A 22,675-nucleotide genomic window follows, 5' to 3' on the forward strand; every position below is an offset into this window, starting at 1 on the left:
GGTCCGCCTCGTCAGAATCCAGTGCCGTTGTTGCGGGGGCGCGGGAGGCGTTTTCGGGGCGGGCGGGCTTGCTGTTCCGCGCGGATGTCGAGCTGGATGCTGGTCAGGAGCCGTTTGGTGATCTTTTCGCTGCCGTCGAGGAGGGCGGTGAGGGCGGCTTCACGGATGAGGTGGGACAGGCTTCCCATGACTCCGCCGGTGCGCTGGTGGAGGTAGTCGGCATGCCGGGCCAGGGTGCCGTGGGTGTGGTGGCGCAGGCGCAGGGCGTTTTCCATGGCGGTGACCAGGTCCAGCCAGATCCCGCGCTGTTCGACGGTGCCGCAGGACAGGGCGGTGTTGCGGACCAGGGTGAAGCGACCGGCGAGCTGCGCGCCGCGCGGCCCGTTGAGCAGAGGGGAGGCCTCGACGTCGACGCCGGCGTAGACAAAAGTTGCGGGAATCCTCTCGCCGAGGTGCTTCATCTGGTCGGACGTCTCCGCGCCGGCGCGGGTGCGGGTGTCGAGCAGGTGGACGTCGTCGACGAGGACCAGCGCGGTGCCCAGCTGGCACAGCAGGTGGCAGACGGCGTCGGTGATCTGCGCCTGGTTCATCCGGACCGCGATGGGGATGCCGAGGAACCGGGCGAACTCCGAGACCAGCATCTTGGGGGTGGAGGCGGGCGGCACCGCCAGGAACACCACGGGCAGCCGGTCGGTGCGCCCGGGGTGGCGGCGCTGCTCGGCGAGCTCGAAGGTGCGGCCCATTTCCAGCAGAGTGGTGGTCTTGCCGGTGGTGGGCGGCCCGGACACGATCAGCCCGCGGCGGGCGGTGCCCTGCTGGCGGCGGTTGAGGAGCATCAGCCGCCGCACCGACAGCGAGATGCGCTCCATGGCTGGGGTAGTCAGGACGACGAACCGGGAGTGGTAATCCAGGCGTTCCTCCAGCGACCAGTCCTCGCTGGTGTCCGGCGGGGGCTGCAGCGGGGGAGTGCCGACGAACTGCTGCCAGCCCTCCCGCGTGGTCGGCGGCGCATACGCCGCCATCTGCTGCTCCTGGTCCGGGACGGGACCGGCTTCGGCGACTGCTGTTACCACTGGGCTGCCTCCTGGAGGGCGTCGTAGATCCGGGACGGGCGGGGGATCGCGGCCGGCCCGGGTGGTGGTTCGTGCCCGGCGGGAGCGCCGCCGGCATCATTCGGTGAGCCGAAAGGGTCGTCGTCCTCGTCCCAGCCGTCCTCGAACTCCTCGCCCGCAGGCACCTCCTCGCCGTCGGGCTCGTCGAGGCCAGGTGGGGTGAAGGTGCCGACCAGGCCGTAGGACAGGGTCGGGGCCGTGAGTAGGCCGGGTGGATCGGGCTGATGCGGAGTGGGCCCGGCCAGCGATGCTGCGGCGCCGGCGCGTGCTGCGACGGTCCGTTCGCGGCGGGTGCCTTCCCCGTTGCCGGCCCGCCGCAGGAGGCGGTCCAGGGCCTGGGCGAGATGCTGCTCGTGCTCGTCGCGGTCGCTGCGGCGCTCGACGGTTGCGCGGATGTGCCGCCAGGTGAAGTCGGTGAAGGGAAGGCTGACACGCTCCCGGTGGATCCACGGGATCTCCTGCCAGCCGTCGGGCAGCCGTACCCAGATCTGATGGGGGTCGTAGGGGTTGTGGTGGATCTCCCACATCCCGTCCCAGGCTGTCGACTTGAACCCGCGGTGCGGGTTGAGGACCTTGTGGTCGTAGGTGCGGTAGTCGAAGCGGATGCCGTAATCGTTGATGCCCAGCCGCTTGACCGGCATGAGCTCGATGTAGTTCTCCGCGCTCAGCAGCACCGGGACATAGCCGGTCACGCCGACCAGCGCGGCCCACATCTCGTTCGGTGACACCGGGAGCTTGGGCGCCAGCGGATGGCGCAGTGAGGCGTGTTGGCGGTGCTGCCAGTCGGTGACCAGCCACTCGTCCAGCAGGTCCTGCAACTGGGGAAGGGTCCAGCACGCCTCGTCCTCGACGGCCTTGCCGCGCTCGGTGACGTTCGAGCCGGTGTAGCCAGCCACGTACTGCGAGAACCGGGCGCCGATGGTGCGGAACATCCTCTCGACGTTCCCCTTGGCCGGGCCATTGGCCGGCGGCGCCGGCTGCACCGACACCCCCAGGCTCTGACACGCCGCCGTGAACGAGGCGGAGATGAACACCGAACCCTGGTCGACGACCACCGTCTCCGGCATGATCACCGGACGGGCTGCCGCCCCCTCCAGCCGCGCGTCCAATGACACCAGGCGTTCGTAGGGGATGACCGAGCGCGTCAGCGCCAGCGCCTCTTCCCATCCCGGGCGCATCCGCATGGGTGTCGCCATCTGCGCCAGCAGGATCGCCGCGTCCACCGATCCGGTGCCCATTGGCCGCAGCACGGTCGCGCAGATGCTGCGTGTTGCCACGTCCAGGGCGATCGTCAGCTCGGCCTTGCCCGTGACCCCGTCGGCCAGGACCACCATCACGTCCAGCGGGGTGCTGTCGAGCATCACCAGCTCGCCGGGCCGCAGCGCCACCGTCGGGGTGAACGGGGGAGCCGGCCGCGAGGAATGCCTTCGCCGTTGCGCCGCGGTTCCCAGCAGGCCCTGGCGGTCCGCGAGGGCGTGCACCAGCCGGTTGAACGTCGAGGCCGGCGGCACTTTCACCGTCCCCGCGCCGTGGGCGTCCTCCAGGATCCAGCCGACGGTGCTCCGCAGCCGGCTCAGCGTCCCGGTCGACCGTTCCTTCTGTGCCTGGAGTGCCTGCTCGATCGCGGCGACCACTCGCTCATCGGCGCGTCCTACTGGCGACCGCGGGCGGGCGGCCCGGCCGTCCACCAGCCCCCACAGGCCGTGCTCCCGGTAGCGGGCGCGCATTCGCCGCACCGTCACCGCACTGGCCGGCTGCCCGGCCGCCGTCAGTTCGGCGGCCTTGGCCTCCTCCCGCTCCGCTATGGTGCGCCGGGCCGGATCGAACTCGGGGCGCGGCACCTGGTCCTGTCCCGGGACGGGGCACCCGGTCTCGACCTCGCGCACGTGCCGCTCCCAGGCATAGGCGCGCTCGCGCACCTGCTCCGGGAGTTCCTCCAGGAGCCCGAACGGCGGTACGTGGCGCCGCGGTGCGCCCACCACCTCGAAGTCGGGGTCGGCGAGCAGGAAGTTCGCAAGGACCGTGGCGACGGAGTTGTCCGCGTCGATCAGCTTGACGCACGGTCCTTCCAGCATGACGACCGTCCACGTCCGCTTCGCGAACCGCACGTGTGTTCCGGGCTCCAGCACCACGGCGCTCACCCCTGCTCCCGGCCGGGGCTGCCTGCCGTCACGGTCACCCGCTCGTGCAGGGGCTCCTCCAGGGGAGCCGACAACTCCCCGTGCCACAGCGCATGGAAGACCACCGGGAAGACCTGGACCGGATCGCCGAGTTCACGCACACCCTCGATCAGCGGTAGCGGCCGCCGGAAGACCTCGGCCGCGCGCCTGGCCAATTCTCCGCCCCTGTAGCGGGGGTGCCGGTACCCGGCCAGCCAGCGCAGATTGGCCGCCAGAACCGGATCCGGGGGCCGCAGGACCTGGTACTGCCAGCCCACCGCCGCGGCCGCGGCCTCCATCACCGCCGCCCGGGCGGCCAGGCGCGGCGAGATGTCCCCGTGCCCGGCGCAGTCCGCCAGTAGACCCCTGCCGTCCGTGAGACGGGCCATCAGATGCGGTGCATGCCGCACCCGGGCCCCCTCACGGTCACGCCAGGTCAGTTCCACCGGGCGGCACGCTATGGCTACGACCGAAGGATCCCAGTCCAGCAGCATCACCTGGGTCCGCATGACCCCGGACGCGTAGTGCACCAGCCATCCGTCGGTAGCCGACCACCACCACCCCGGGGCCATCCGCTTGCCGTGCCGCACTCCTCCAAGCAGACACCACGTGCGGCGTCCGGCCACAGCATCCGCTGTTCGTTTCCCGCCTGGTCGACGAACCGGGCCTCCAACCGCTCGCCGATCCCGACCGGTAACTCCGCGGTCGCCTCAGCATCTGCCGGTATCCCGCTTGACAGCCTGGCGGGGTGCCCGGATGTGCGAACCGGCTCGCGGACCGCCGCAGCCGGCAGTCGGCCGCATCCGCCATCTGCCGGACCAGATGCCCGAGGACCGGCCTCCCCTGCGGCCTGCGCACCGCTGCGGGCTCCAGCGATCTGCCGTGGCGATGGGGGTAAGCCGGGGCCGCCGGGCGCCGGAGGGTGGTGCGTGTCGATCATGTGCTCCAGTCAAGCGTGCCCGTGCGCGCGGCCCGCCGAATTCGGCCAACTTCCGCCGCACACCGCCCGGTTCGCCCGGACTGCCGATAGTGGCGCAGGCCGGCTGCCGGTGTCAGTGCAGACCACTGCCCTGCTCGTGACGCTCCCCTCGGCTGCCTGCCGACCGCGCCCGTCCCGGTCACTGCGCGGTGTATGCGGCGGCGGCGCGGCCATGCCGGTCGCGGAGCACGCGCCGGACAACCATCGTCGTGCTGCCGCCGGCGTTCAAGGGGCCGCCCGAACGGCCCGTTCCGCGCCCGACCCGCAGCTGCCGACGCTGCACCCGGTCGGCCTCGCATGCTACCTCGGTCTGTATACGCGGCCCAGGTGACGACACCGCGCGGCAGCACCGCCACGACCGGCCTGGAGCTGATGACCGCGCTGCGCCCGCCGACCCGCGCCGAGAAGAACCCGAACACCGGCCGAGTTCAAGCGGGCCTTCAACGACGACGCGCTCACCGACGTATACGACGTCGTGGAGTGCGAGGTCCCCGGCGAACATCCGGTTCTCAACGGCAAGTTCGCTCGGCACCACCTGCGCACCCCGGCCGAGATGCTGATGGAGGAGCCGTACGACTGGTGCCGGCCGCTGACCGATGGGGAGTGCGCCAACCCCTACCTGGTCGTCGTCGACCTCAACATGAGCTTCGCCGCCGCCGCGAACGGCCTCACCGTCGGCCTGAACGGCCCCACCCGCCTGACCGGAACCCGCAGTTCGATCCGGCGCTGCCTGGCTCTTGGCTGGTGGACCTCTCCTACGTCGATCTGTCCCGCGTCCAGGAAGGCGGCGACCACGGATGGCCTGGTGGTCTCCACCCGCGCCCGCTTCGGCTTCACCGCCGCCGCAGGCACCACCGATGATGCCCGGATCCGCGACATCACCCAGGCCCTGCCACCCGAGTACGCAGACCGGCTCTTCACCGCCCGCGAGCAGGGCGCCACCGAGCAGCAGTTCCAGCAGATCGCGGCCGACGGCCTCGCCCAGATGTACTTCCGAGCCAACAACAGCCGCGCGTACGGGCTGGGCGTGGAGTTCACCGACGTGGACCGGCTCGACATCGAGGTGTAGACCGGCCTGCACGGAACGCCTGGTTCCCGGCATTGGAGCTGCCAGGAACCAGGCGCTTTGCGTAAGGAGACTGGCCTCCGAATCCTTGTCGGCTACCAGCTGTCCTGTTCACCCTCTGGGTCAGCCGATCCTGTGGCCGCGGCCCAGTCCTCAGGGTGTGCCACTGACAACAGCCGGAATTGCTGCTCATGGGTGCTGTCGTATGGTGTGGCGGCCGACTTCATCCGGACGTGATCGTTGATGAGGAGCATCTCGATCACTCGGGCGGCGGTCTGTAGGTCGGTTTCGGTCGTTCCGGCGGGAATGGCCGTGGGGGACAGGATGCTGTCGTCCTCGTCGCGGTCGACGTAGAACCCGCGCTGCTTTGCCAGGTTGGCGGTCCGGGCAGCGGCTTCCGCTTCCTGCTGCCGTGCCTGGTAGGCCTTCTCCCATTCCTCGTAGCTCGGTCCCGTGGCGCGGACGGCGCTGTAGTCGCCCCAGAACTCAGCGAGGTCGTCACCGAAGACCACCGCCTCCAGGTACTTCTTGGTGTGGCTCCTCCCGTGCTGAGTCAAGGCGTCCACCGTCCGGGGCTGATCAGCACCGGAGCTCCAGTCCTCCTGGAAGACGTTGTAGATCCACAGGGCCTTTCCGAGCTCCTCCTGCGCAAGGACGGTCAGGGAGTAAGCCCGCCCGTAGGACCCGGCGTTCAGCAGGGTGCGAGCGTCGGTGATCAGGGAGGAGGCGTTGTCCACCAACGCCTTCCAGAACTCGCGTGCCTGCCCTGGGCTCATTTCGGTCATGAACCCAGTGTGTCGACTTCCCGACCGGGGTCAGCAGTACTCGTACAAAGGCCTGGTCCCCGGCATTGGAGCTGCCGGGGACCAGGCGCTTCGCATCGTATGTGTTACCTCCTAGGCCGGGTCGAGGCCCGGTAGCTCTCGACTAGGGCCTCCATGCCGGTCAGGCCAGCGTCGAGGCCGAGCTGGCGGAGCCAGTCGTCCACCTGCTCCTGGCGGTCGGCGATGTCATGCAGGTCCAGGGCGGGGTTGGCACGGAAGACACCGCCGGCCGACGCACCGGCTTCCGGGATCTCCTGAAGGATCTCGGTGCGAAGGAGTTCCTTGACCTGACGGTCCGCGACGAGGTGGAGCTCGCGCGGCTGCGCCACAAGGGCGGGGTCGATGTCGGTGATGCGGGCGATCTCCGCGACGACCTTGGGGTCGACGGTGGTCTTCAGGATCCCTTCGAGCAGGTCCAGGAGGTTTGGTACTGGGTAGCGGTACTCCTCACCTGGCACCCCCACCTTGTCGAAGGCGTCGGCGTACCGCCGGATCCGGGAGATGACGTCGATGGTGACCGTCGCCAGCGCCGCCGTGGAAGTGCCGTAGACCTCGGGCAGGACGACCGTGACGACGGCCTCCACAGGGTGCGGCACCGGGCTGTCACTGAGGGCCCTGTACACCAGCCGGGCGGTGCGGGACCTGTTGTAACCGTGCTGCTGAAAGCTCGTGGATGAGGAGAACGACTGGTGCCCGAGGGTATGCAGGGCGGCGGGGAAGGCCGAGTTGTTCAGCGCACGGGCGAGAGCGGCGACAGTTCTCTCCGACATTGGGCGCCAGGCGCCAGCCTCTCCCATCAGGACGTTAAAGCCGGTGCGCAGGATGAAGTCCGCAGTGCACTTGCCCTCCTGATCCCTTTCCAGGTTCGGGGACATGACGTTCTGCCCCATGGGCAGCACCCTCGCGGCCGGTTCCTCACGGGCGAGCTGGAGAAGCCGGTCGCGGTCGGCGGTGGAATTCTGCCCGCTCAGCCGGATCGGCGCTTTCAGCTCTATCAGCAGGGGCCGGGGCGCGACGTTGGCGTCCACCCGGACTACCACCACGCTGCGCCCGGTTCCGTCAGCGAACGGAACGGGGATGAAGGTGGGCTCCCAGGGCGGGTCGAACTTCTCGCGGCACCCGCTGGCGATCTTGTCGATCGTCTCCTGGGCGTCGACACCGGCGACACGCTCGGTGCCCGGCTCCGCTTTGTCGCTGATGCCCACCAGGATCATGCCACCATAAGTGTTAGCCATCGCCGCGATGGTCGTCACCAGGCTCTTGGAGTACTCGCGCTTGAACTCCAATGTCAGGCTTTCGACCTGGTCCGGACGCGCGGCGAGGGCACGGATGCGCTCGATCGTCAGGTCCGCCGCCGACGCGGCGAACAAAGAGTTGTTCATCCCTTAATAATCTGCCAACGGTCCCATTCCGGCACCGAATTATCGCATCGGCTCGGAGCCTGCTCGCCGCCGCCCAGCTCCCGGAGACGCAGCGTTTCGCATGCTGCGGAAGGCCCGCCACGACACCGGAGGGCGTCACCCGGATCGGTCGACACCGTGGCACGCCCTTCCTGGCGCCACCTTGGCCGCGTGCGGTCAGCTCCTTCAGCTGGGCAACGGCGCCGTAACCCTATTCATCATGTGGTGGCAGACCCACCATTAGGCCGGCGGCGAGCCCACCCGGTGGACCCGCCACACCCCGGCGATCTCGGGGCCGGAGGTCCGCCGTGCTTCGGCCACGCGTCCACGAACGAACCAGGTGACGACAGTCAACCGGACGACTCAACCGGCCGCCGCAGGCATCGCTCATTGGATGGAACACACCACCTGCGCAGCACCTGTTCCCCTGCGCCGGTCGTTGAGGCGGTTCGACGCATCCCGCACAGGGATCGCGCCTGAGCGATAGGGACGCCATGGCGGGCAAATTCGCCTTCTTGAGGGAAGAGTTCCTGATCGAGGGGGAGTGGGATGGGCTCGACCTCAAGGGGCCGGTGCGCCACCTGCGAGCCGGTATCGGGTCCGGCGGCAGCACGATCTCCGAGGCGGCCTTCGCGGCCCTGGGGGCCACCAGCGTGGGCCTCAGCCCTGTGATCACCGAGCAGTGCGAGGCCATCCGGATCGAGTTCGAGACGGACGAGGGCATCTGGACGGCCACCCTGGACCTCGCCGCCCAGCACGTGACCTTCCTGAACAAGACCACCGGAGAGGTCGAAGAACCGCTGCCCGCGTGCGGAATTCGGGCGGCTGGGCATCCCTAACGGATGTGGCTGGAACGCGTTGATTACGTCTAACCTTCCCCCATGTCAGCTCTGTCGCCACTGAACCGCGCCTTCAACCAGATACCGAAACGTGCCGAGAAGCAGGAAGGTCCGCAGCTCCACGAGACCTTCGTCGACTCGGGCGTGCTCGACGTGATCAACATCGTTGACCATCAGGTGATCTACGGCCGTCGTGGCACAGGGAAGACACACGCCCTTAGTTACTTGGGATCCGAGGCGTCCGCGAACGGTGACCTCGCCCTTTTCATCGACCTGCGCACGATCGGCTCGGCAAACGGCCTGCTCGATCCGCAGTCCGCTGCGATCACCGAACGTGCCGCTCGTCTACTCGTCGACCTCCTTGGGCAGTTGCACGAATCGCTGATCAATGCGGTCATCGAGGACAGCGAGCTGATCGACGACGGCAACTTCGTGGAGAAGGCCGACCAGCTCCTCACGGCCATCACCTCCGTCCGCGTCCTGGGCGAAGTGGAGCGCACCGACGAGGCCGAGAGCAAGGCGGGCGGCAAGGATGGTGCTGCTGCCGAGGTATCGCTGGCGGGGGGTGGCCCCAAGTTCACCGGCAAGTGGAACTCGGAAACGTCGTCAGAAGACCGTGACCTTCAGCGAGAGACCCGCAAGGGTACCGAGCAGATCAGCCTCAACTTCAGCGACGTGGCAAAGGCGCTGCGTGACCTGGGCAAGACACTGAGCAGCAGGCGGGTGTGGCTGCTGCTCGACGAGTGGAGCAGCGTTCCCCGGGATCTTCAGCCCTACCTGGCGCACTTCCTCACCCGCTGCGTACTGCCGGTTCAGAAGTTCACGGTCAAGATCGCCGCCATCGAGCAGCAGTCCAACTTCCGTGCCCAGGTCGATGGCCAAACCATCGGGATCGAACTCGGCGCAGACATGGGTGCTCACGTCAACCTGGATGACTTCCTGGTCTACGAGGGCAACGAGGAACGCGCACGCTCGTTCTTCCAAGGCCTGTTCGCCAAGCATCTCAAGAGCGTGGCTTCGGAGAAGCCCAACCCACCTCTGGCACGCATCTCGGGGAACATGGTCTCTGCCGCGTTCACCGACAAGCGCGCGTTCGACGAGCTGGTGCGTGCCTCCGAAGGGGTTCCCAGGGACGCCTTGTACATCGCCGCCAAGGCCGCGATGAAGGCGGGCCCGGCAGAGATCTCCGTACCGCTCATCCGTGATGCTGCACGCGACTGGTACCACGGCGACAAGATGAACAGCATCGCGAGCCTTACTCAGGCGCGCCGACTGCTCGAATGGATCATCACTGAGGTCATCCGAAGGAAACGCGCCCGGGCGTTCCTCGTGAACAACGCCGATGCCCGTGATGAACTTCTGCTCGCGCTGTTCGATGCCCGCGTACTCCACATCATCCGGCACGGCTACTCCGCGCAGGACCAACCCGGCGAGCGGTTCGACATCTGGGGGATTGACTACGGAGCCTACGTCGACCTGATCCACACCCAGAGCGCGCCGCTCGGTGCCCTGCCGATCAGTGACGAAGGGGATGAGGGGTACGTCGACGTCGACGTACCTATGCAGGACCACAGGGCGATTCGACGGGCTGTTCTCGACCTCCAGCAGTTCTACGCGTCAGACGAGACCTGACCCCCGGGCGGCCGCGCGGCCGCCTCCGGCTCACGGTGGATCGACACCGCCCACGGCCGCGCTCCGACCTTGCTCGCATCCACCCTCACCGCACACCCGGCGGGTGCGCATCGCGACGAAGGCGGGGTATTCATGGCGGCCCTCGATGCCGACGTGGTCAGCGCCGGGGGCCTCACGAAGGACCAGGCCCAAGCCGGGCACGACGCCAACCGCCGGCGGCGGGGGGTCGTACCGCGCCCGAATGGTCCATTCCGCTCTTTGCGGGCGGCCAGGAAGTCAACCGCATTCACCAGCCCGCACCGGTCGCTACCCTCGTGGCAAAACCGGCTGGCAACGACGGGAGTTTGAACGGCCGATGGCTGATACCTCCGCGCCCGAGAACGCGATGACATCCTGGGATGTCCCGGACCTGCCCGGCCAGGTGCTGGCCGCCCCCGCGGGCAGCCGCCTGTTCCTGCTCCCGGACACGACCCTCGGTGGCGTCGGCATCTACCGGGACGACGTGGCTGGCCTGGTCAAGACGATGAGGCATCAGGGCCTGGACGTCGACTTCGCCCTGCCGCGGGAAGACAGGCGCTATCTCAGCGAGTACGGGGCCATCGATGTGGTGGCCGTGATCGCCGTGGCTGTCGCGGGCGACCTCAGCACTGAGGTCGTCAAGAGCATCGCCCGGCTCGTGTGGCACCGGGCCCGCTCTGCCCTCGGCGGCGGATGCACACCGCAGCAGGTCGACTCCGCCCCCGTGACGGTCAAGGCCGCTGAGGTGACACGGAACGGGGATGAGATCGTCATCCGCGGTCTGGAGGTCAGCGGCCGGGCCGCCGACATCGAAGGCCTTCTCCGCAACGCCCTGTCCGCTCTCGGCCCCACGGCACTGCCTCCTGCGGCTCCGGATGCCACCGGGGAGGCGGACCCTCCCGCATGAGATTCGCCGGACGTCTCATCCGCACTGGCGTGCCCCTGCCACCCGCCGGGGGGCCAGGCCGCCAGGCGATGATGCGACAGGAAGGAGTCGCGAGTCTGAGGCAGTCCATGCGCCTGTACGGGCAGTGCTGTCGCAGCATGTCCCAGACCTGGGGCCCGTCCCTGTCGCAGCTCCCGTCGTGGGAGGCCACCACCGAAGCCATTGACCGGCGCGGACTTCGCACCATGAAGGCGCAGCAGCTGTACCTCACACGAGTGTGGTCTCAGGCCGAGCGCCGGCTGCGGCGAGGCATCAACCGGCTCACGCGCCCCCAGGTCACCCTCGCGGGGCCGGTGTCACTGCGGGCCGCCGGAACCGAGCACCGCCGGTATCAGGGGATGGCACGGGCCCTGCAGATGCAGCCCCTTACGCAGGCGTCCTCCCAACTGTGGCCCGAACTTGAGGACTGGGCGCGGACATCGCTGGCCCGGGCCGTCGATGCCTTCAACTTTCTGGAGGACACCGACCTCGCCGAGCTGGCGCATCAGCATGCACATCACGTCGCCGCATTGGTCGGAGGCATCTTTGGCTGCGACATCGAGTACAGCGAGGACAGCTACTGGGACACCTGCCCCCTGTCTTTGATGCACCGCAGATCGGGCCTGTCCATCGGCTTCACCGCGATACGGCTGTGCTCCCTGTGCGGGAAGGACCTCGATGAATGTGAGCACCTGCTCGACACCCGGTACCCACTCATTGTCCGCCGCACCCCGGAAGGCACCTGCAACGCATGCGGGCGCCGCAGCTGTCCTCATACGGACGGCCAAAGCGTTCTTGCCTACCCCCGCCCAGTCATTGTCGAGGGACAGATCCACGAAGTAAGCATGGTGTCTCGGCCGAGAGACCCCCTGGCCCGATTCACGAAGATCGAATTCGATGTGCAGGAGCTCGCGCACAGCCTGGGACAGGAGCCGAACGGCCAGCCTCTGCGGTGCTTCCGCTGCCTGCATCCGTGCGAAGGGTTCAGTGGGCAGGATGCGGCAGGCACAGAACTTCCGGCCGGGCGCACTCCGGATAGACCCGTCCGAAGCGTAGGCGCAGACATCGTGTCGGCCTCACAGGGGATTTGATCTTCGTATTCCGGCACACCCGCGCACCGCGTTTCGTCGGCTTCCCTTGCCTTCCGTTCAGGCGCCCCTTGCATCAAAGGGGCCGGGCAGCGGATAGGCATTGATGGGCCGGGTCAGGGATTGGCCGGTTCGGGCTGGCTTTCGGTCGCGGCGGGTGTTGGCTGCGTCGCGTCGGCCGCCGTGTAGAAAACAGAGGAGCCCTGTTTGGTGCGCTGGGCCTGGCTCTTGGCCACGAGTCCTTCGAGCGTGGTGCGCACGACGGTGGTCTTGATGGTGCGCTTGGGGTGTTGCGGACCCAGCGCGGTGGCGGTTTTCGGCAGCGGAGCGGGGTTCGTTCTGGCCCGCCAGGTGTTCACGCACGAGGTCGACAAGCGTCGGCGATGCTGACGGTGCGGCCGCCGCCTTCGCGGCCTTCTTGCCAGTTCGCTTCCCGGCCGCGGGTCGTCCTGACCGCCCCCGGAGGCCGGGGTGCCGCTGCTGTTCATCGAGGTCGACAACTGCACCGAGGAAGCCGCCCTCATCGCGCAGAAGTTCGACAAGTACGCCCGGTTCTTTAAGCGGCAGGAGAAGGACACCGACGGCCTCGAGAAGCCGATGTGGCGCACCCGCTGGTCCGCACCCCCCTCCGATGAGTACGAGCGGGTGCACCCGCCGGTCCTGCTCGTCTTCCACCAGGTCGTGTCGGCCAGCGCTCCGCCAGAAAACAGATGGCCAAGGTCGCCGACCTCACCCGCTACCACTGGCAAGGGCGGTGGCATCCCGAGGGCGGCTACCACTCCTACGACCACTGCATCCCGATCGTGGCGACCACGCTTCAGGAGCTGCGCGCACACGGCCCGGCCGGGCCCGCCTTCTGGCGCTTCGGCCGCGACCACCGCCAGCCGCTGCTGGACGCGATCGGCAATGCCCGCCGGGACGCCTACCTCGCCCGCCGCCGCCAGGCCGCCAGGGAAGAACAGCGGCGCCGTGCAGAGCGGGAAGCCGCACAGCGGGAGGCGCGGCGGCGGGTCTGCGAGGAGTGCGGGCAGAAGTTCACCGACGACCGGTGGGAGGCGATCGGCTACACCCGGGACTGGAGCAAGCGCCAGTCACACCCGCACCTGTGCGAGGACTGCCAGGACCGGGCCGTCGCAGCCGAGCAGCAGGCCGAAGTCGACGAACACGAGCGCCAGGAGCAGGAGCGCCTGCGCCAGGAGGCAGAAGAACAGGCCGCCGCGCAGAAGGCCGGCGGCTGGCTCTCCCGCTTCCGCACCCGACCCGGGCAAACCGCGGCCACCGGCCACGCCGACAAGCCCAAGGCAGCCCTGGGCAAGCCCGCGTTGTCGGTGGCGGCTGCAACGCTGATCAGATGAACGGCGATGAGCAGCTGCTGAACGGCCGGGTCTACGGCGCGGAACACGACGACCCCCACCCCGGCCCGCTCCCACACCGGACTTACGCCGAACTGGTCGGCGGGCCGCTGGACGGCCTGCTGCTGGACATCCACGGCTGGCGGACCGAGGAAGTCGACGACGGTGTCGCCCTGTCCACCGAACTCGGACGGTGGCCCGGCGGCCGCGCCCTGTACGACCCGCGCCCCGGCGAACCCCGCACGCCCGGCCCGGGTGTGAGCTGCCGCTTTTACTACTCCGGCGACACACCCTGACCACAGGCCCGACTACGGCAGGTCAGGAGTCGGTGATGTGGCCGAACCCGCTCCGCATCGGCGTCACCTCCTGAGCGTACGCACCCGCACAGCGTGCATAGGGTTCTCCGCCCCGTTCAACGCGTGCTCCACATTGAGCAGCGGCGCGCCCTGCGGAGCCTATTCGCAGTCCGGCGCGTGCAGCACGCCCCGGGCCGGGCCCCGCCCCTCGGTGGTTCTGCGAGTGGGGGGGGCTGCGGTGCGGGGGGCGATGACTAGGTGTTCTGTCTCGGGAGGTTGTGGACGGGTGAGCCAGGTCTCGGCTGAGGGATCTTGAACAGGTGAGGGCCTTCCGGTTCGGTGTGGATTGCGACGTCTACACCTGATCGAAAGGCCCTCGTGCCCCACCGTATGCGCCCCTGACCGAGACCGGATGGCTGCGCCTGGCGCGCCGGGTGGTCGAGGACAACTGGCCCCTGCGTCGCGCCGCGGAACGCTTCCAGGTCTCGCCGACCACGGCCCAGCGCTGGGCCGACCGCCACCGGCAGTCCGGCGAAGCCGGCATGAGCGACCGCTCCTGTCGGGTGCGGTTGTCGTGCTGATCTCCTTTGTGACTCGACATCTCGAAGATCAGCCGGTGGCCGTTCTTGTATCCGGGCACTCCTCAGACGCCAGGCCAAACGCCCGGATCAGGTGGGAGCCCGTACACCACTTCCAAGGACGCAACCCCGCCCTGCGCCTGCCGTGCCTGCTGTCGCGCGCAGAGCGTCTGCAGGTGTCCGCGACGGGCGGCTGCAACCCAGGCCACCGGCTGGTCCGTGCCCAACCTGTTGCGAACCCTTCTGGGCTGATGACGATCGTCCTCGTGTCCATCACCGCCGTCGAGGTCAAGCCGTTGCGAACCCTCCTGGGCTGATGACAACCAGTTCCGCCGCCTGGTCGACGGCGGGCCGCTGATGTTGCGATCCCCTCGGGCTGATGACGATCACGGACCGGCTCGTGATCGACATCAACGGCGATGCGTTGTGATCCCTCGTGGGCTGATGACGACCTGGCTCGCGGACTGGCTGTACGACGTCCTCGCGTTGTTGTGAACCCTCCTGGGCTGATGACGGGCGGCGAGCCATCGCAAAGGCGCTTCTGGCTGAGTAGTTGCGAACCCTTCCGGGCTTATGACGACGAACCGGGCGACATTATCGTCCTCGACTGGCAGAGCTAGTTGCGAATCCGCCTGGGCTAATGACGACATGCCGTGGTGCTGGACTCCTATCCGGCGCTGGTCGCATTGCGAGCCCTCCCGGGCTGATGACGAACCGCGATCCCGAGAACAGCACCGAGGCCCACCACATGTTGCGAAGCCTTCTGGGCTGATGACGGTCTATGGACGCTTGCGACAGACGCCGCCACGGACGTGTTGCGATCCCTCCTGGGCGGATAGGGGCCCGCCGGGTGCTCCTGTTGAGTAGGACGTGTGGGAGTTGCGATCCCTTCGAAGGCTGATGAGGGGGAATGGCGCCTGCTGTCAGGTTGATGCTGACCGGCCTGGGATGCCTGCGTTTCTTACGTTTGTGAGGCCGTGTTCGCTGCTGTACTGGCCGTCGACGATATACACCTTCAGGTCCTCGTCGTAGTGGGCTCGTGGGGTGGTGTTAGCGGGTAGGGGGATGAGGTAGTCGTCTGCGAGCAGCAGGCCTGGGCGGCCGTCGGCTTGGTCGAGTGCGGCGGCATACGCGGTGCGGTCTTCGACGAGGATGGCTTCGGTTCCGTCGAAGAGTTCGTCGAAACGTTGGGCGAGATCGGTGCGGTCGTCGTAGGGATAGGTGAAGTCGAGGAACGTGGCCGCGAACTGATCCCGGTGGTGGAGCACTTCCTCCCGCCAGGTGGTGCCCCAGGGGGTGGCGTAGATGGTGTTGAGCCAGTCGGTGATCTCGTTTTCGTCGACGGGTTGTCCGTCGTGGGCGGCGAGGATGCGCCAGGCGGCCTGAGTGGGGGCTTGGGGGTAGATGCCGTCGGCGAACCACTGCCCGGGGGCGTTGTTGCGTGGGCTGTAGTGGGCAGCGTGCACGATGACGTCGGCGGGGGGTCTGGCGGCGATTCGGTTGGCGCGGCCGAAGCGTTGGGCGAGGGCTTCAAGGTCGGCGGCGGCGGTGAACAGGACGTCGAAGTCGACGTCCATGGAGACTTCGAGGACCTGGGTGGAGACGACTAGGCCGGGCAGCCGCTGGCCTGCGCGGGTGCGGTCGGTGCTGTACCGGGCGGTGATGTGCTGTTCGAGGCGGGAGCGGTCCCGGCGTTTGTAGCGGGAGTGCAGCATGGTCGCCGCTGCTGGCCCGTGCAGGGCGCGTGCTGTGGGGGCGAGCTGGTCGTAGAGGTGTTGGGCCTGGCGGATGTTGTTGGCGATGACCAGGACGGACTCGCCCCGGTGCAGGCGGTCGGTGATTTCGGTGACGGCGGCGGGGTCGGTGAGGTGGTGGGGGCGGGTGCGGATGCGGTGCCTGGCTGGTGGGTTGCTGTCGGCGTCGTCGGTGCGGGTGACGGTCTGGGTGAGGGTGTCGGTGATCAGGTCGGCGAGGGCGTCGGGCAGAGTCGCGGAGAGGATGGCGAAGCGGCCGCCGAGGCGTTCGAGCAGGCCCATCATGGCCAGGATGTAGCCGAGCCGTTTGGTGTCGTAGGCGTGCAGCTCGTCCATGATGAACACCGAGTTCGCCGCGTCCACGAGCAGTGAGGCGTGGGCGGGGCCGACGAGGGCGGCGCGCAGCAGCTGGTAGGGGGTGGTGATCCTGATCGTTTCGGTGAACAGGCGGGTGGCGGCCTGGCGGGCGACGGCTTTGCGTGCGGCGCTCACCCGCTTGTCGTCGCCGTCTTCAGGGCAGGCGGCGTTGGCCAGGTGGTAGGCGGCCGCGCGGCCGTGTGCCACGCCGACCAGTTCCGGTGCTCCGAGTTCCCGGGCGGTGCGGTCGGCGTTGGCGTTGATCGAGGCGAGGTAGGGCAGGGTGTAGAAGACGCGGGGTACGCCCTGCCCGGCCGTCTGCATGGTGGTGGTCTGGCGGCAGGCCCACAGCCAGGAGGCTTCGGTCTTGCCACTGCCGGTGCGCGAGCGCAGCAGTAGGTGGCCGTCGATCGCGGCGGCGCGCTGCTGGTGCGGGCGCAGGGTGTAGCCCTTGGCCTTGATCGTGTCTTCCAGGCGGGCGGCGAAGGCCGGGCCCATGGGTTGCACGAGGTGGGGCCGGGCATGGGCGGAGGACAGGTGATCGGCCATCGTGACGGCGCCCTGCAGCAGGACCGCCACGAGTCCCTCATCCGGGTCGGTGCCGTATTCGAAGCGGTCCAGCAGCGCGCCGAGTTGCGTGTGCGCCTGGGCGATCCAGTCGCTGCCGGCCGGCAGCGACTGGGCGGGCAGTCCGGCCCCATCGGCGGTCCGGTACAACCATGCGGCGAGTTCGTCGGCCATGGCTTGGTCGAGCGGCGCGAAGCGGGCCCGCCACTCGGTAAGCGGCGCCGTGCCGTACAGCGCGGCGAGTGCGCGGGGGGAGTTCGTCAGCGGCCGGTGATGGGTGGCGATTCCGGCCGCCACCCAGGCGCGCACCTCTGCGTCCGCTATCAGGGGGGTGAAGGCGAGGGAGAGCACCTCGTGCCGTTCGCCCCAGGCGGGGCCGCCGGTGAGCATCTGCTGGAAGCCGGGTGGGATCTTGCCCGCGTCGTGTAGCAGATCGGCCAGGCGCACCGCCTCCCAGAATCCGGGCAGGATGCCGGCGGCCGTGGCTATCCGCCCGGTGCGCCGGGCCACCAGGTCGGCTGCTTCCAGGGCCGCGCGCAGGTGGGCGGTCAGCCGTTCGGGCCGCCGCCCGTACTGGGCGCTCTTGGCCAGGACCGTGTGCAGCACACACGCGTCTCCTGGAGCTTGCTGTTCTGCCGGTGTCCTTGTCGGCGGCTTAGACGGCGGTGGTGTGGGTGGCGCCATGTGGTGCTAGGCCTCCGCGGTGGCGGGATGCGTGGGCGGGAGCAGGCTGACCGCCTGCCCCGTGGGGGTGCGGTAGCTGCCCGGAACCGTTGTCGCCGTGGTGCCGGTGGGCTCGTGGCGGTAGGTGCCCCACACGGTGCGGGTCCGGTCGAGCCGGATCGCGGTGGGCAGACGCAGCGCGGTACCGGCCAGGCCGGGTGCATCCTCGACCACGGCACCGCGCTGCTCACCCGCCTCGCAGGTGAGTTCGGTGGTGCCCAGACGCAGACCGGCGAGGTCCTGGCTGCGGCCGAGGCGGAGCGGCCAGGCGGGCCGGCGCAGGATGCTGCGCCACCGGTCGGGCTGGTCGGTGATCCAGACCGTGAGGGTGGTGAAGGCCAGGAATTCCCGCTCTTTCGGTACCGGTGTGGTGGGCCGGCCTTTGGCGTCGAAGGGGTGGTAGGTCTCGAGGTCGACGCCGCGGCCGCGGGCGTGGAAGGCCATGGCGAACCGGAAGGCGTCGGGGATGTGCTGCCAGCCGCCGGCCGCGGCGGCGAGCATGCCGCCGACCGTGGACGGCGGCGGGCACGGCAGCTGGACCTGCACGCCGGAGTACAGGGGATTGCGGAAGCTGGCGACCGGGGCCGTGAAGGTGGCCTCGAGCGCGGTGACGGATGCTGCGGCGGTCATGCCTTGGCGTCCTCGAACCAGTCGTCGTGGGAACCGTCTTCGATCTCCTGGGCCAGGCCGTTGAGGATGGTGCGCGGATGGTCGATCACCACGGTGCCCGCGGTGATCAGGTCCTCCAGGTCGCGGCGGGCTCGGTCGCGCTGGTCACCGAGAAAGCCGGGCGCCCACCCGATCCGTACCGCTCCGTCGAGTTCGTCGCGCCACGCGGTGATTTCTTCGGCCAGGGTGTCGGCGGCGAAGGCGGGCTTGCCGTCTTTGCTGGCCAGGACGCGGGTGAAAGGGTTGACGCCGCCCTTGAGGGGGGCGAGGAGAATGAAGGCCGGGGTGCGGTCTCCATAGTGGGAGGCGGGCTTGGCACCGCCCCGCAGGGCAGCGAGGGCGCGCAGCACCAGGGCGGCGCGGCGGCGCCGCTCGGCGATGTCCAGGACCAGGGCAGCGACTCCCCGGAAGGTGGCTGCGGTGGCGCCCGCCGCGGTGGCTTCCTCGGCGGCCTGGGAGTGCAGGGCGATGCGGATGCCCTGTCCGTCGGTCTCGAAGGTGCCGATGCGGGGCAGGTCGAGGTTGAGGTCGCCGGCGCAGACGGCGGTGTAGAACTCGTGCTCGTGAATGAGGGGACTGTCGTCGGTGGCGAACCCGCGGGTCATGGTGCCGAAATCGGAGGTGGGCCGCTGGGGGGTGACGCTGACGAACGTGCCGGTCGCAAGGACGGTGTCGCGCTGACAGGAGCTGTCCGATCCCTTGACGGCGACCATGTAGCCGAACAGGTCGTCGTCCGCGTACAGGTCGGGGCGGCCCTTGGTGTAGGCCTGCTGCTTCTTGCCCTTGCCCTCGCGCAGGACGGGGGAGACGGTCTCACCGGCGGGGAAGCTGTCGCGCAGCCAGCGGCGCACGGCCTGGGGTGAGATGTAGGGGTACGTGTCCCGGCCGACCTGCATCTTCTTGACCACGCCGACGTTGTCCTGGCCGCGGCCGTTGTTGGGGGCGCCGGCCTGGATGTCGAGCGCGAGCTTTCCTGCGAGGTGTGTCACGGGGCGATTCCTTCCTCAAGGGCTTCAGTGTCGGCGGGGTCGATGGCGTCAGGGTCGAAGTCCTCGACGATCGTCTTGGCGTCTTTGGGCTGCCAGCCGCGGCGGTGCAGTTCCGCCAGAACGGACGTGAGCAGGTACTGCCTAAAGAACCAGGCGTTGCCGTCCTGGCTGGGGGAGAACAACAGCTCGAACCCGCGCTCGGTGATCAGCGGAGCGCCGTCCTCCGGGCGGGACAGGACCCATTCGACGCCGTGGCGCTGCAGCCAGCCGCGCAGGTCAGCGCCGCGGCCGGTGCGGAACAGGGCGTGAAAACCGGTGAGCTTGCCCCCGGTGTCATCGGGCTTGAACAGGGCGGCGACCCGCTGGGCGGTCGCACGGATCTCAGCGAGATCCTTCTCTTCCATGTGCATCACCTCGTGCAGATAGGAACCGGCCAGTTCGGCAACGGGCGGCGACTCGGGCGCAGGCCGGCCACAGGCCTCGGTCCGGGCGGTCAGGTAGGTGGCGAGAACGCCGGGGAGGCTCTCGGGACGGTGGAACACTCGCCAGGCCAGGTTCTGCACACCGCTGTTCTTGTCGGTGCGCAAGGAACGCAGCAGGCACGAGAACCCGGTCCGCCGACCGGGCAGCCGCGTCGTGGTGCGCAGCCACTCGGCAAGCGGCTGGTCAACGGCATACGAAGTGAGGACCTGGTCCTGGTTGTTGTTGGTGAACACCAGCAGCTCCACGCCTGCTGTGACGCGGTGCTCGTAGCCACGCAGCGCCGCCAGGACAGCAACGTCGGCCTGCGGACTGGCCGGCTTCGCACCGAGCGTGATCAGCAGCTCATTGCGCTGCACCTGCCGGCCGACGGTGTGCGCCGCAAACCGCTCGTCCCAGGTGTGTACGACCGTGCTCGGGCCTCCCGACAGCTGGCTGCCGAAGGGCACCGCGTGGAAGGAACACACGCACGGCCAGCACAGCGCGAGACCCGCGTGCCCGCGCGGCGTGCTGTTGCGATAGGCGACCGACTCGGCCAGCACGACGTCGCTCTTGCCATAGAACCCGACCGCCGCTGCCCCGCACAGCACGCACCCCGTCCTCGGCCAGGTCTGCGGTGCGGGGATGGTGCGCCAGGCCCGGACGGCCTCGGTGACCTCCGTATCGGAGAGCTTCTTGTTCCGCGGGTGGTTCATCTTGCTGTTCGGCCACAGGCTGTACGAGCACTTCAGGAGAAACCCGGCCTCCGCCTTGGTATCCCTCACGAGCGCGGCCCGCACAGCAGCCGCGGTGACCTTCTTGGTGGCCGCCTCGAACAGCAGGCCCGCCACCATGTCCGGATGACGGGCGCCGGCGAACGCGACCAGGGCGAACGCCCCAACCCGCTGCAATGGATGAGGCGTCAGCCGTAGCGATACCTGCTCAGTCGTGATCTCGGTCATGCGGTCACCCACCCGAACCCGGCCCCGGTCTGCTGACCAATCCCCGCAGACCACAAGGCGGCCAGCGCGCCGGCACCTCCGCGAACCTCGACCTCCACCGGCGCCCCCGTCCGGTGACCGGAACGGCCCTGGCCACAGACCCGGAAGGCGCGGCGCACCCCCACCCACGTGATCCCCTCGACAGAGATGTCCGCGGCGTGGCCGAATGTCTCGGCCCGACGGTTCAGATTGCGCTCCAGCGCCACCGGATACGCCGGATCCTCCGGCAGCAACGCCCGTACAACGGTGTGCGAGGTGCCGGGCTCGGGCTGCCGGTACTCGGACAGATGCACAGGGCTGGCCGTGCGCAGTCGGGCCCGGCCGGCGGTAAAGCTGGGCGGCTGCTGGACGGTGACACTGCGGACCTGCAGCGCGACCCCGCCCCAGTCCAGCAGCGAGCGGGCCGGGTCCATAAAGGCCAGAGCCAGAGCCTGTGCGAACTGCGGCAGCGGACTGCCGAACTCCAGATAACCAGTCCCGCCCGCCGCATACTTCCCGCGAACCCGCCGCGCGCTCGGAAACATGGGCGCGCTGTACCCGAACGGGGCCATACCGTGCGGACCCCATCCGTTCTCATGGATCTTCTCCGCGAGATCGGGCGCAGTCCGCCGAAGCGCGTCGTACACGATGCCTCGCCCGGGAGCGAGGACGTTCTCCCATGGGATCTCCCGAGCCCGTGTACTGATCTCCAAGCGCAACCGCACGATCCCGTCCCTTCTCCCCGTCCGGGGCGAATGAGTCCACATCAGGGCACGCCAAATAAGCCCTTTCAGCAAGGAGTTGGCGTTCCGAGGAGCAACGTACACAGAGGCACTGACAACGTCCGCTGAGCTGGGAGATACCACCATTGCGGGCAACGGGTCAGGTACTGTCACCAGCTGTCAGGCGTGAGGCCGATGATGATCTTGATGAGTAGCCAGCTGCTGTCGTCATCAGCCCAGAAGGGTTCGTAACGGGTAGGTGGGCACGGCACGCAGGACTGGGCAGCCGGTCCGTGATCAGCCCGGGAGGGTTCGCAACGATATGAGCTTGCGCGTGCCCTTCATCGCTAGGAGCCGGGTCGTCATCAGCCCCGGGGGGGGGGCTCGAAACGCCCACAGTTCGAGCGCGAAGCTGGTGCAACACTTCGTCGTCTTTTAGCCAGGAGGGTTCGCAACGCGACGGTACCGGTGTAGTGCCAGTCGTCGTCGACGTCGTCATCAGCCCGGAAGGGTTCCCAACGGGTAGGTGCCGTAGTCCCGGCTGCCTGCCGTCTCTGGTCACCATTCGCCCAGGAGGGTTCGCAACATGTACGTGCGGGCGGGGACGCGGTGGCACTCGTCCAGTCGTCATCGGCTCAGCAGGGTTCGCAACCAGTGGTGGATGAGGCCCGCGCCTGGCAGGAACTGCGTCGTCATCAGCCCAAGAGGGCTCCCAACCCGAGCCTGGTGAGGCTGGTCGTGCCAGGGATGCAGGTCGTCATCAGCCCAGGAGGTTCCTAACATCATCCAGTCGAGGACGTAGTAGCCGACTGTCCGAGGCGTCATCATCCCAAGAGAGTTCGCAGCAGGATCATCATCAGGTTCGCCTCGTGCGCAGCCTTGGGTCGTCATCAGCCCAGGAGGGTTTCGTGAAGAGCCGCTTGCCCATAGCAAGTCCGGGATCGTCGTCGTCAGCCCAGGAGGGTTTGCAACCCGGGAGTGAGCATGGCGGGCACTGTGTCGGTGTTGCGTCATCATCAGCCCAGGAGGGTTCGCAACCAGATCCGCGACGTCTGCGGTCAGAAGGTCTCGCTCGTCGTCAGCCCAAGCGGTTCACAACACCAGCACGGTCAGCTGGCCCTTGACCTCCGCAAACGTCGTCGTCAGCCCAGGAGGGTTCGCAACCGGTAGGCGGTGGGCAGGTCCCG

17 protein-coding genes and 2 pseudogenes are annotated in these 22,675 nt (G+C 68.6%); 8 read left to right on the forward strand and 11 right to left on the reverse strand.

Annotated elements, in window-relative coordinates:
- Positions 1–11: 11 nt before the first annotated feature.
- From ACFV20_RS14240 to ACFV20_RS14250, 3 genes are read right to left on the reverse strand one after another with little or no spacing between them, the layout of a single operon-like run.
- Positions 12–1,022, reverse strand: coding sequence for a TniB family NTP-binding protein (locus tag ACFV20_RS14240; protein WP_385656115.1), 1,011 nt, complete (start codon positions 1,020–1,022; stop codon positions 12–14).
- A 44-nt stretch (positions 1,023–1,066) separates the two neighbouring features.
- Positions 1,067–3,253 (reverse strand): transposase, encoded by a 2,187-nt coding sequence (locus ACFV20_RS14245; protein ID WP_385656056.1) that lies wholly within the window; start codon positions 3,251–3,253, stop codon positions 1,067–1,069.
- Entirely contained in the window at positions 3,250–3,801 is a 552-nt protein-coding gene (locus ACFV20_RS14250; RefSeq protein ID WP_385656058.1) for a TnsA-like heteromeric transposase endonuclease subunit, read from the reverse strand. Before ACFV20_RS14250 ends, ACFV20_RS14245 begins: the two co-directional genes overlap by 4 nt.
- Before the next feature lie 924 nt (positions 3,802–4,725).
- Between ACFV20_RS14250 and tpg the strand changes: the two genes are divergently transcribed.
- Positions 4,726–5,319: a telomere-protecting terminal protein Tpg gene (gene tpg / locus ACFV20_RS14255; RefSeq protein ID WP_385656060.1), complete on the forward strand. Its 594-nt coding sequence runs from the start codon at positions 4,726–4,728 to the stop codon at positions 5,317–5,319.
- 92 nt (positions 5,320–5,411) lie between these two features.
- Here tpg and ACFV20_RS14260 read toward each other — a convergent pair whose 3' ends face one another.
- On the reverse strand, positions 5,412–6,101 hold the full coding sequence (locus ACFV20_RS14260; protein WP_385656062.1) for an AbiV family abortive infection protein: 690 nt from the start codon (positions 6,099–6,101) through the stop codon (positions 5,412–5,414).
- 104 nt (positions 6,102–6,205) lie between these two features.
- Complete coding sequence (locus ACFV20_RS14265; RefSeq protein WP_385656064.1) at positions 6,206–7,522, reverse strand: helix-turn-helix domain-containing protein; 1,317 nt, start codon at positions 7,520–7,522, stop codon at positions 6,206–6,208.
- Positions 7,523–8,055: 533 nt separating this feature from the next.
- On the opposite strand from ACFV20_RS14265, the gene ACFV20_RS14270 reads away from it, so the two are divergent.
- The 4 genes from ACFV20_RS14270 to ACFV20_RS14285 all read left to right on the forward strand — a co-directional run bounded on the left by ACFV20_RS14270 (position 8,056) and on the right by ACFV20_RS14285 (position 12,045).
- Positions 8,056–8,379 carry a hypothetical protein gene (locus ACFV20_RS14270; RefSeq protein WP_385656066.1) on the forward strand — a complete coding sequence of 108 codons (324 nt, stop codon included), beginning with the start codon at positions 8,056–8,058 and terminating at the stop codon, positions 8,377–8,379.
- Between the two features lie 42 nt (positions 8,380–8,421).
- Complete coding sequence (locus ACFV20_RS14275; protein ID WP_385656068.1) at positions 8,422–10,011, forward strand: hypothetical protein; 1,590 nt, start codon at positions 8,422–8,424, stop codon at positions 10,009–10,011.
- 355 nt (positions 10,012–10,366) lie between these two features.
- Positions 10,367–10,936 (forward strand): hypothetical protein, encoded by a 570-nt coding sequence (locus ACFV20_RS14280; protein WP_385656070.1) that lies wholly within the window; start codon positions 10,367–10,369, stop codon positions 10,934–10,936.
- A gap of 137 nt (positions 10,937–11,073) precedes the next feature.
- Positions 11,074–12,045 carry a hypothetical protein gene (locus tag ACFV20_RS14285; RefSeq protein WP_385656072.1) on the forward strand — a complete coding sequence of 324 codons (972 nt, stop codon included), beginning with the start codon at positions 11,074–11,076 and terminating at the stop codon, positions 12,043–12,045.
- Between the two features lie 113 nt (positions 12,046–12,158).
- On the opposite strand, the pseudogene ACFV20_RS14290 reads toward ACFV20_RS14285, so the two are convergent.
- A pseudogene (locus ACFV20_RS14290) lies at positions 12,159–12,489 on the reverse strand (hypothetical protein); the annotation flags it as partial.
- A gap of 263 nt (positions 12,490–12,752) precedes the next feature.
- Here ACFV20_RS14290 and ACFV20_RS14295 point away from each other — a divergent pair.
- From ACFV20_RS14295 to ACFV20_RS14305, 3 genes and pseudogenes are all read left to right on the forward strand, one after another.
- Complete coding sequence (locus ACFV20_RS14295) at positions 12,753–13,397, forward strand: hypothetical protein (protein WP_385656073.1); 645 nt, start codon at positions 12,753–12,755, stop codon at positions 13,395–13,397.
- Positions 13,394–13,690 carry a hypothetical protein gene (locus ACFV20_RS14300; RefSeq protein ID WP_385656075.1) on the forward strand — a complete coding sequence of 99 codons (297 nt, stop codon included), beginning with the start codon at positions 13,394–13,396 and terminating at the stop codon, positions 13,688–13,690. The genes ACFV20_RS14295 and ACFV20_RS14300 overlap by 4 nt, the downstream gene beginning before the upstream one ends.
- 398 nt (positions 13,691–14,088) lie before the next feature.
- A pseudogene (locus ACFV20_RS14305) lies at positions 14,089–14,253 on the forward strand (helix-turn-helix domain-containing protein); the annotation flags it as partial.
- 938 nt (positions 14,254–15,191) lie between these two features.
- Here the strand turns inward: ACFV20_RS14305 and cas3 are convergent.
- The 5 genes from cas3 to ACFV20_RS14330 all read right to left on the reverse strand — a co-directional run bounded on the left by cas3 (position 15,192) and on the right by ACFV20_RS14330 (position 21,413).
- Positions 15,192–17,552 (reverse strand): CRISPR-associated helicase Cas3', encoded by a 2,361-nt coding sequence (cas3, locus tag ACFV20_RS14310; protein WP_385656076.1) that lies wholly within the window; start codon positions 17,550–17,552, stop codon positions 15,192–15,194.
- An 84-nt stretch (positions 17,553–17,636) separates the two neighbouring features.
- Positions 17,637–18,299 carry a CRISPR-associated protein Cas5 gene (gene cas5, locus ACFV20_RS14315; RefSeq protein ID WP_385656077.1) on the reverse strand — a complete coding sequence of 221 codons (663 nt, stop codon included), beginning with the start codon at positions 18,297–18,299 and terminating at the stop codon, positions 17,637–17,639.
- On the reverse strand, positions 18,296–19,327 hold the full coding sequence (cas7i, locus tag ACFV20_RS14320; protein WP_385656079.1) for a type I-B CRISPR-associated protein Cas7/Cst2/DevR: 1,032 nt from the start codon (positions 19,325–19,327) through the stop codon (positions 18,296–18,298). The genes cas5 and cas7i overlap by 4 nt, the downstream gene beginning before the upstream one ends.
- Positions 19,324–20,748, reverse strand: a complete 1,425-nt coding sequence (locus ACFV20_RS14325) for a hypothetical protein (protein ID WP_385656080.1) — start codon at positions 20,746–20,748, stop codon at positions 19,324–19,326. Before ACFV20_RS14325 ends, cas7i begins: the two co-directional genes overlap by 4 nt.
- Entirely contained in the window at positions 20,745–21,413 is a 669-nt protein-coding gene (locus tag ACFV20_RS14330) for a CRISPR-associated endoribonuclease Cas6 (protein WP_385656082.1), read from the reverse strand. Before ACFV20_RS14330 ends, ACFV20_RS14325 begins: the two co-directional genes overlap by 4 nt.
- Positions 21,414–22,675 lie beyond the last annotated feature (1,262 nt).

Origin of the sequence: Streptomyces sp. NPDC059696 (assembly GCF_042733745.1) — a bacterium.
GTDB lineage: Bacteria > Actinomycetota > Actinomycetes > Streptomycetales > Streptomycetaceae > Streptomyces.

What these genes read in the sequence shown, in the direction of transcription:
- ACFV20_RS14240 (WP_385656115.1), bottom strand. Translation starts at nt 1,022, where the DNA reads ATGGCGGCGTATGCGCCGCCGACCACGCGGGAGGGCTGGCAGCAGTTC.
- ACFV20_RS14260 (WP_385656062.1), bottom strand. Translation starts at nt 6,101, where the DNA reads ATGACCGAAATGAGCCCAGGGCAGGCACGCGAGTTCTGGAAGGCGTTG.
- ACFV20_RS14265 (WP_385656064.1), bottom strand. Translation starts at nt 7,522, where the DNA reads ATGAACAACTCTTTGTTCGCCGCGTCGGCGGCGGACCTGACGATCGAG.
- ACFV20_RS14275 (WP_385656068.1), top strand. Translation starts at nt 8,422, where the DNA reads ATGTCAGCTCTGTCGCCACTGAACCGCGCCTTCAACCAGATACCGAAA.
- ACFV20_RS14280 (WP_385656070.1), top strand. Translation starts at nt 10,367, where the DNA reads ATGGCTGATACCTCCGCGCCCGAGAACGCGATGACATCCTGGGATGTC.
- ACFV20_RS14285 (WP_385656072.1), top strand. Translation starts at nt 11,074, where the DNA reads ATGTCCCAGACCTGGGGCCCGTCCCTGTCGCAGCTCCCGTCGTGGGAG.
- ACFV20_RS14295 (WP_385656073.1), top strand. Translation starts at nt 12,753, where the DNA reads ATGGCCAAGGTCGCCGACCTCACCCGCTACCACTGGCAAGGGCGGTGG.
- ACFV20_RS14300 (WP_385656075.1), top strand. Translation starts at nt 13,394, where the DNA reads ATGAACGGCGATGAGCAGCTGCTGAACGGCCGGGTCTACGGCGCGGAA.
- cas5 (WP_385656077.1), bottom strand. Translation starts at nt 18,299, where the DNA reads ATGACCGCCGCAGCATCCGTCACCGCGCTCGAGGCCACCTTCACGGCC.
- ACFV20_RS14325 (WP_385656080.1), bottom strand. Translation starts at nt 20,748, where the DNA reads ATGACCGAGATCACGACTGAGCAGGTATCGCTACGGCTGACGCCTCAT.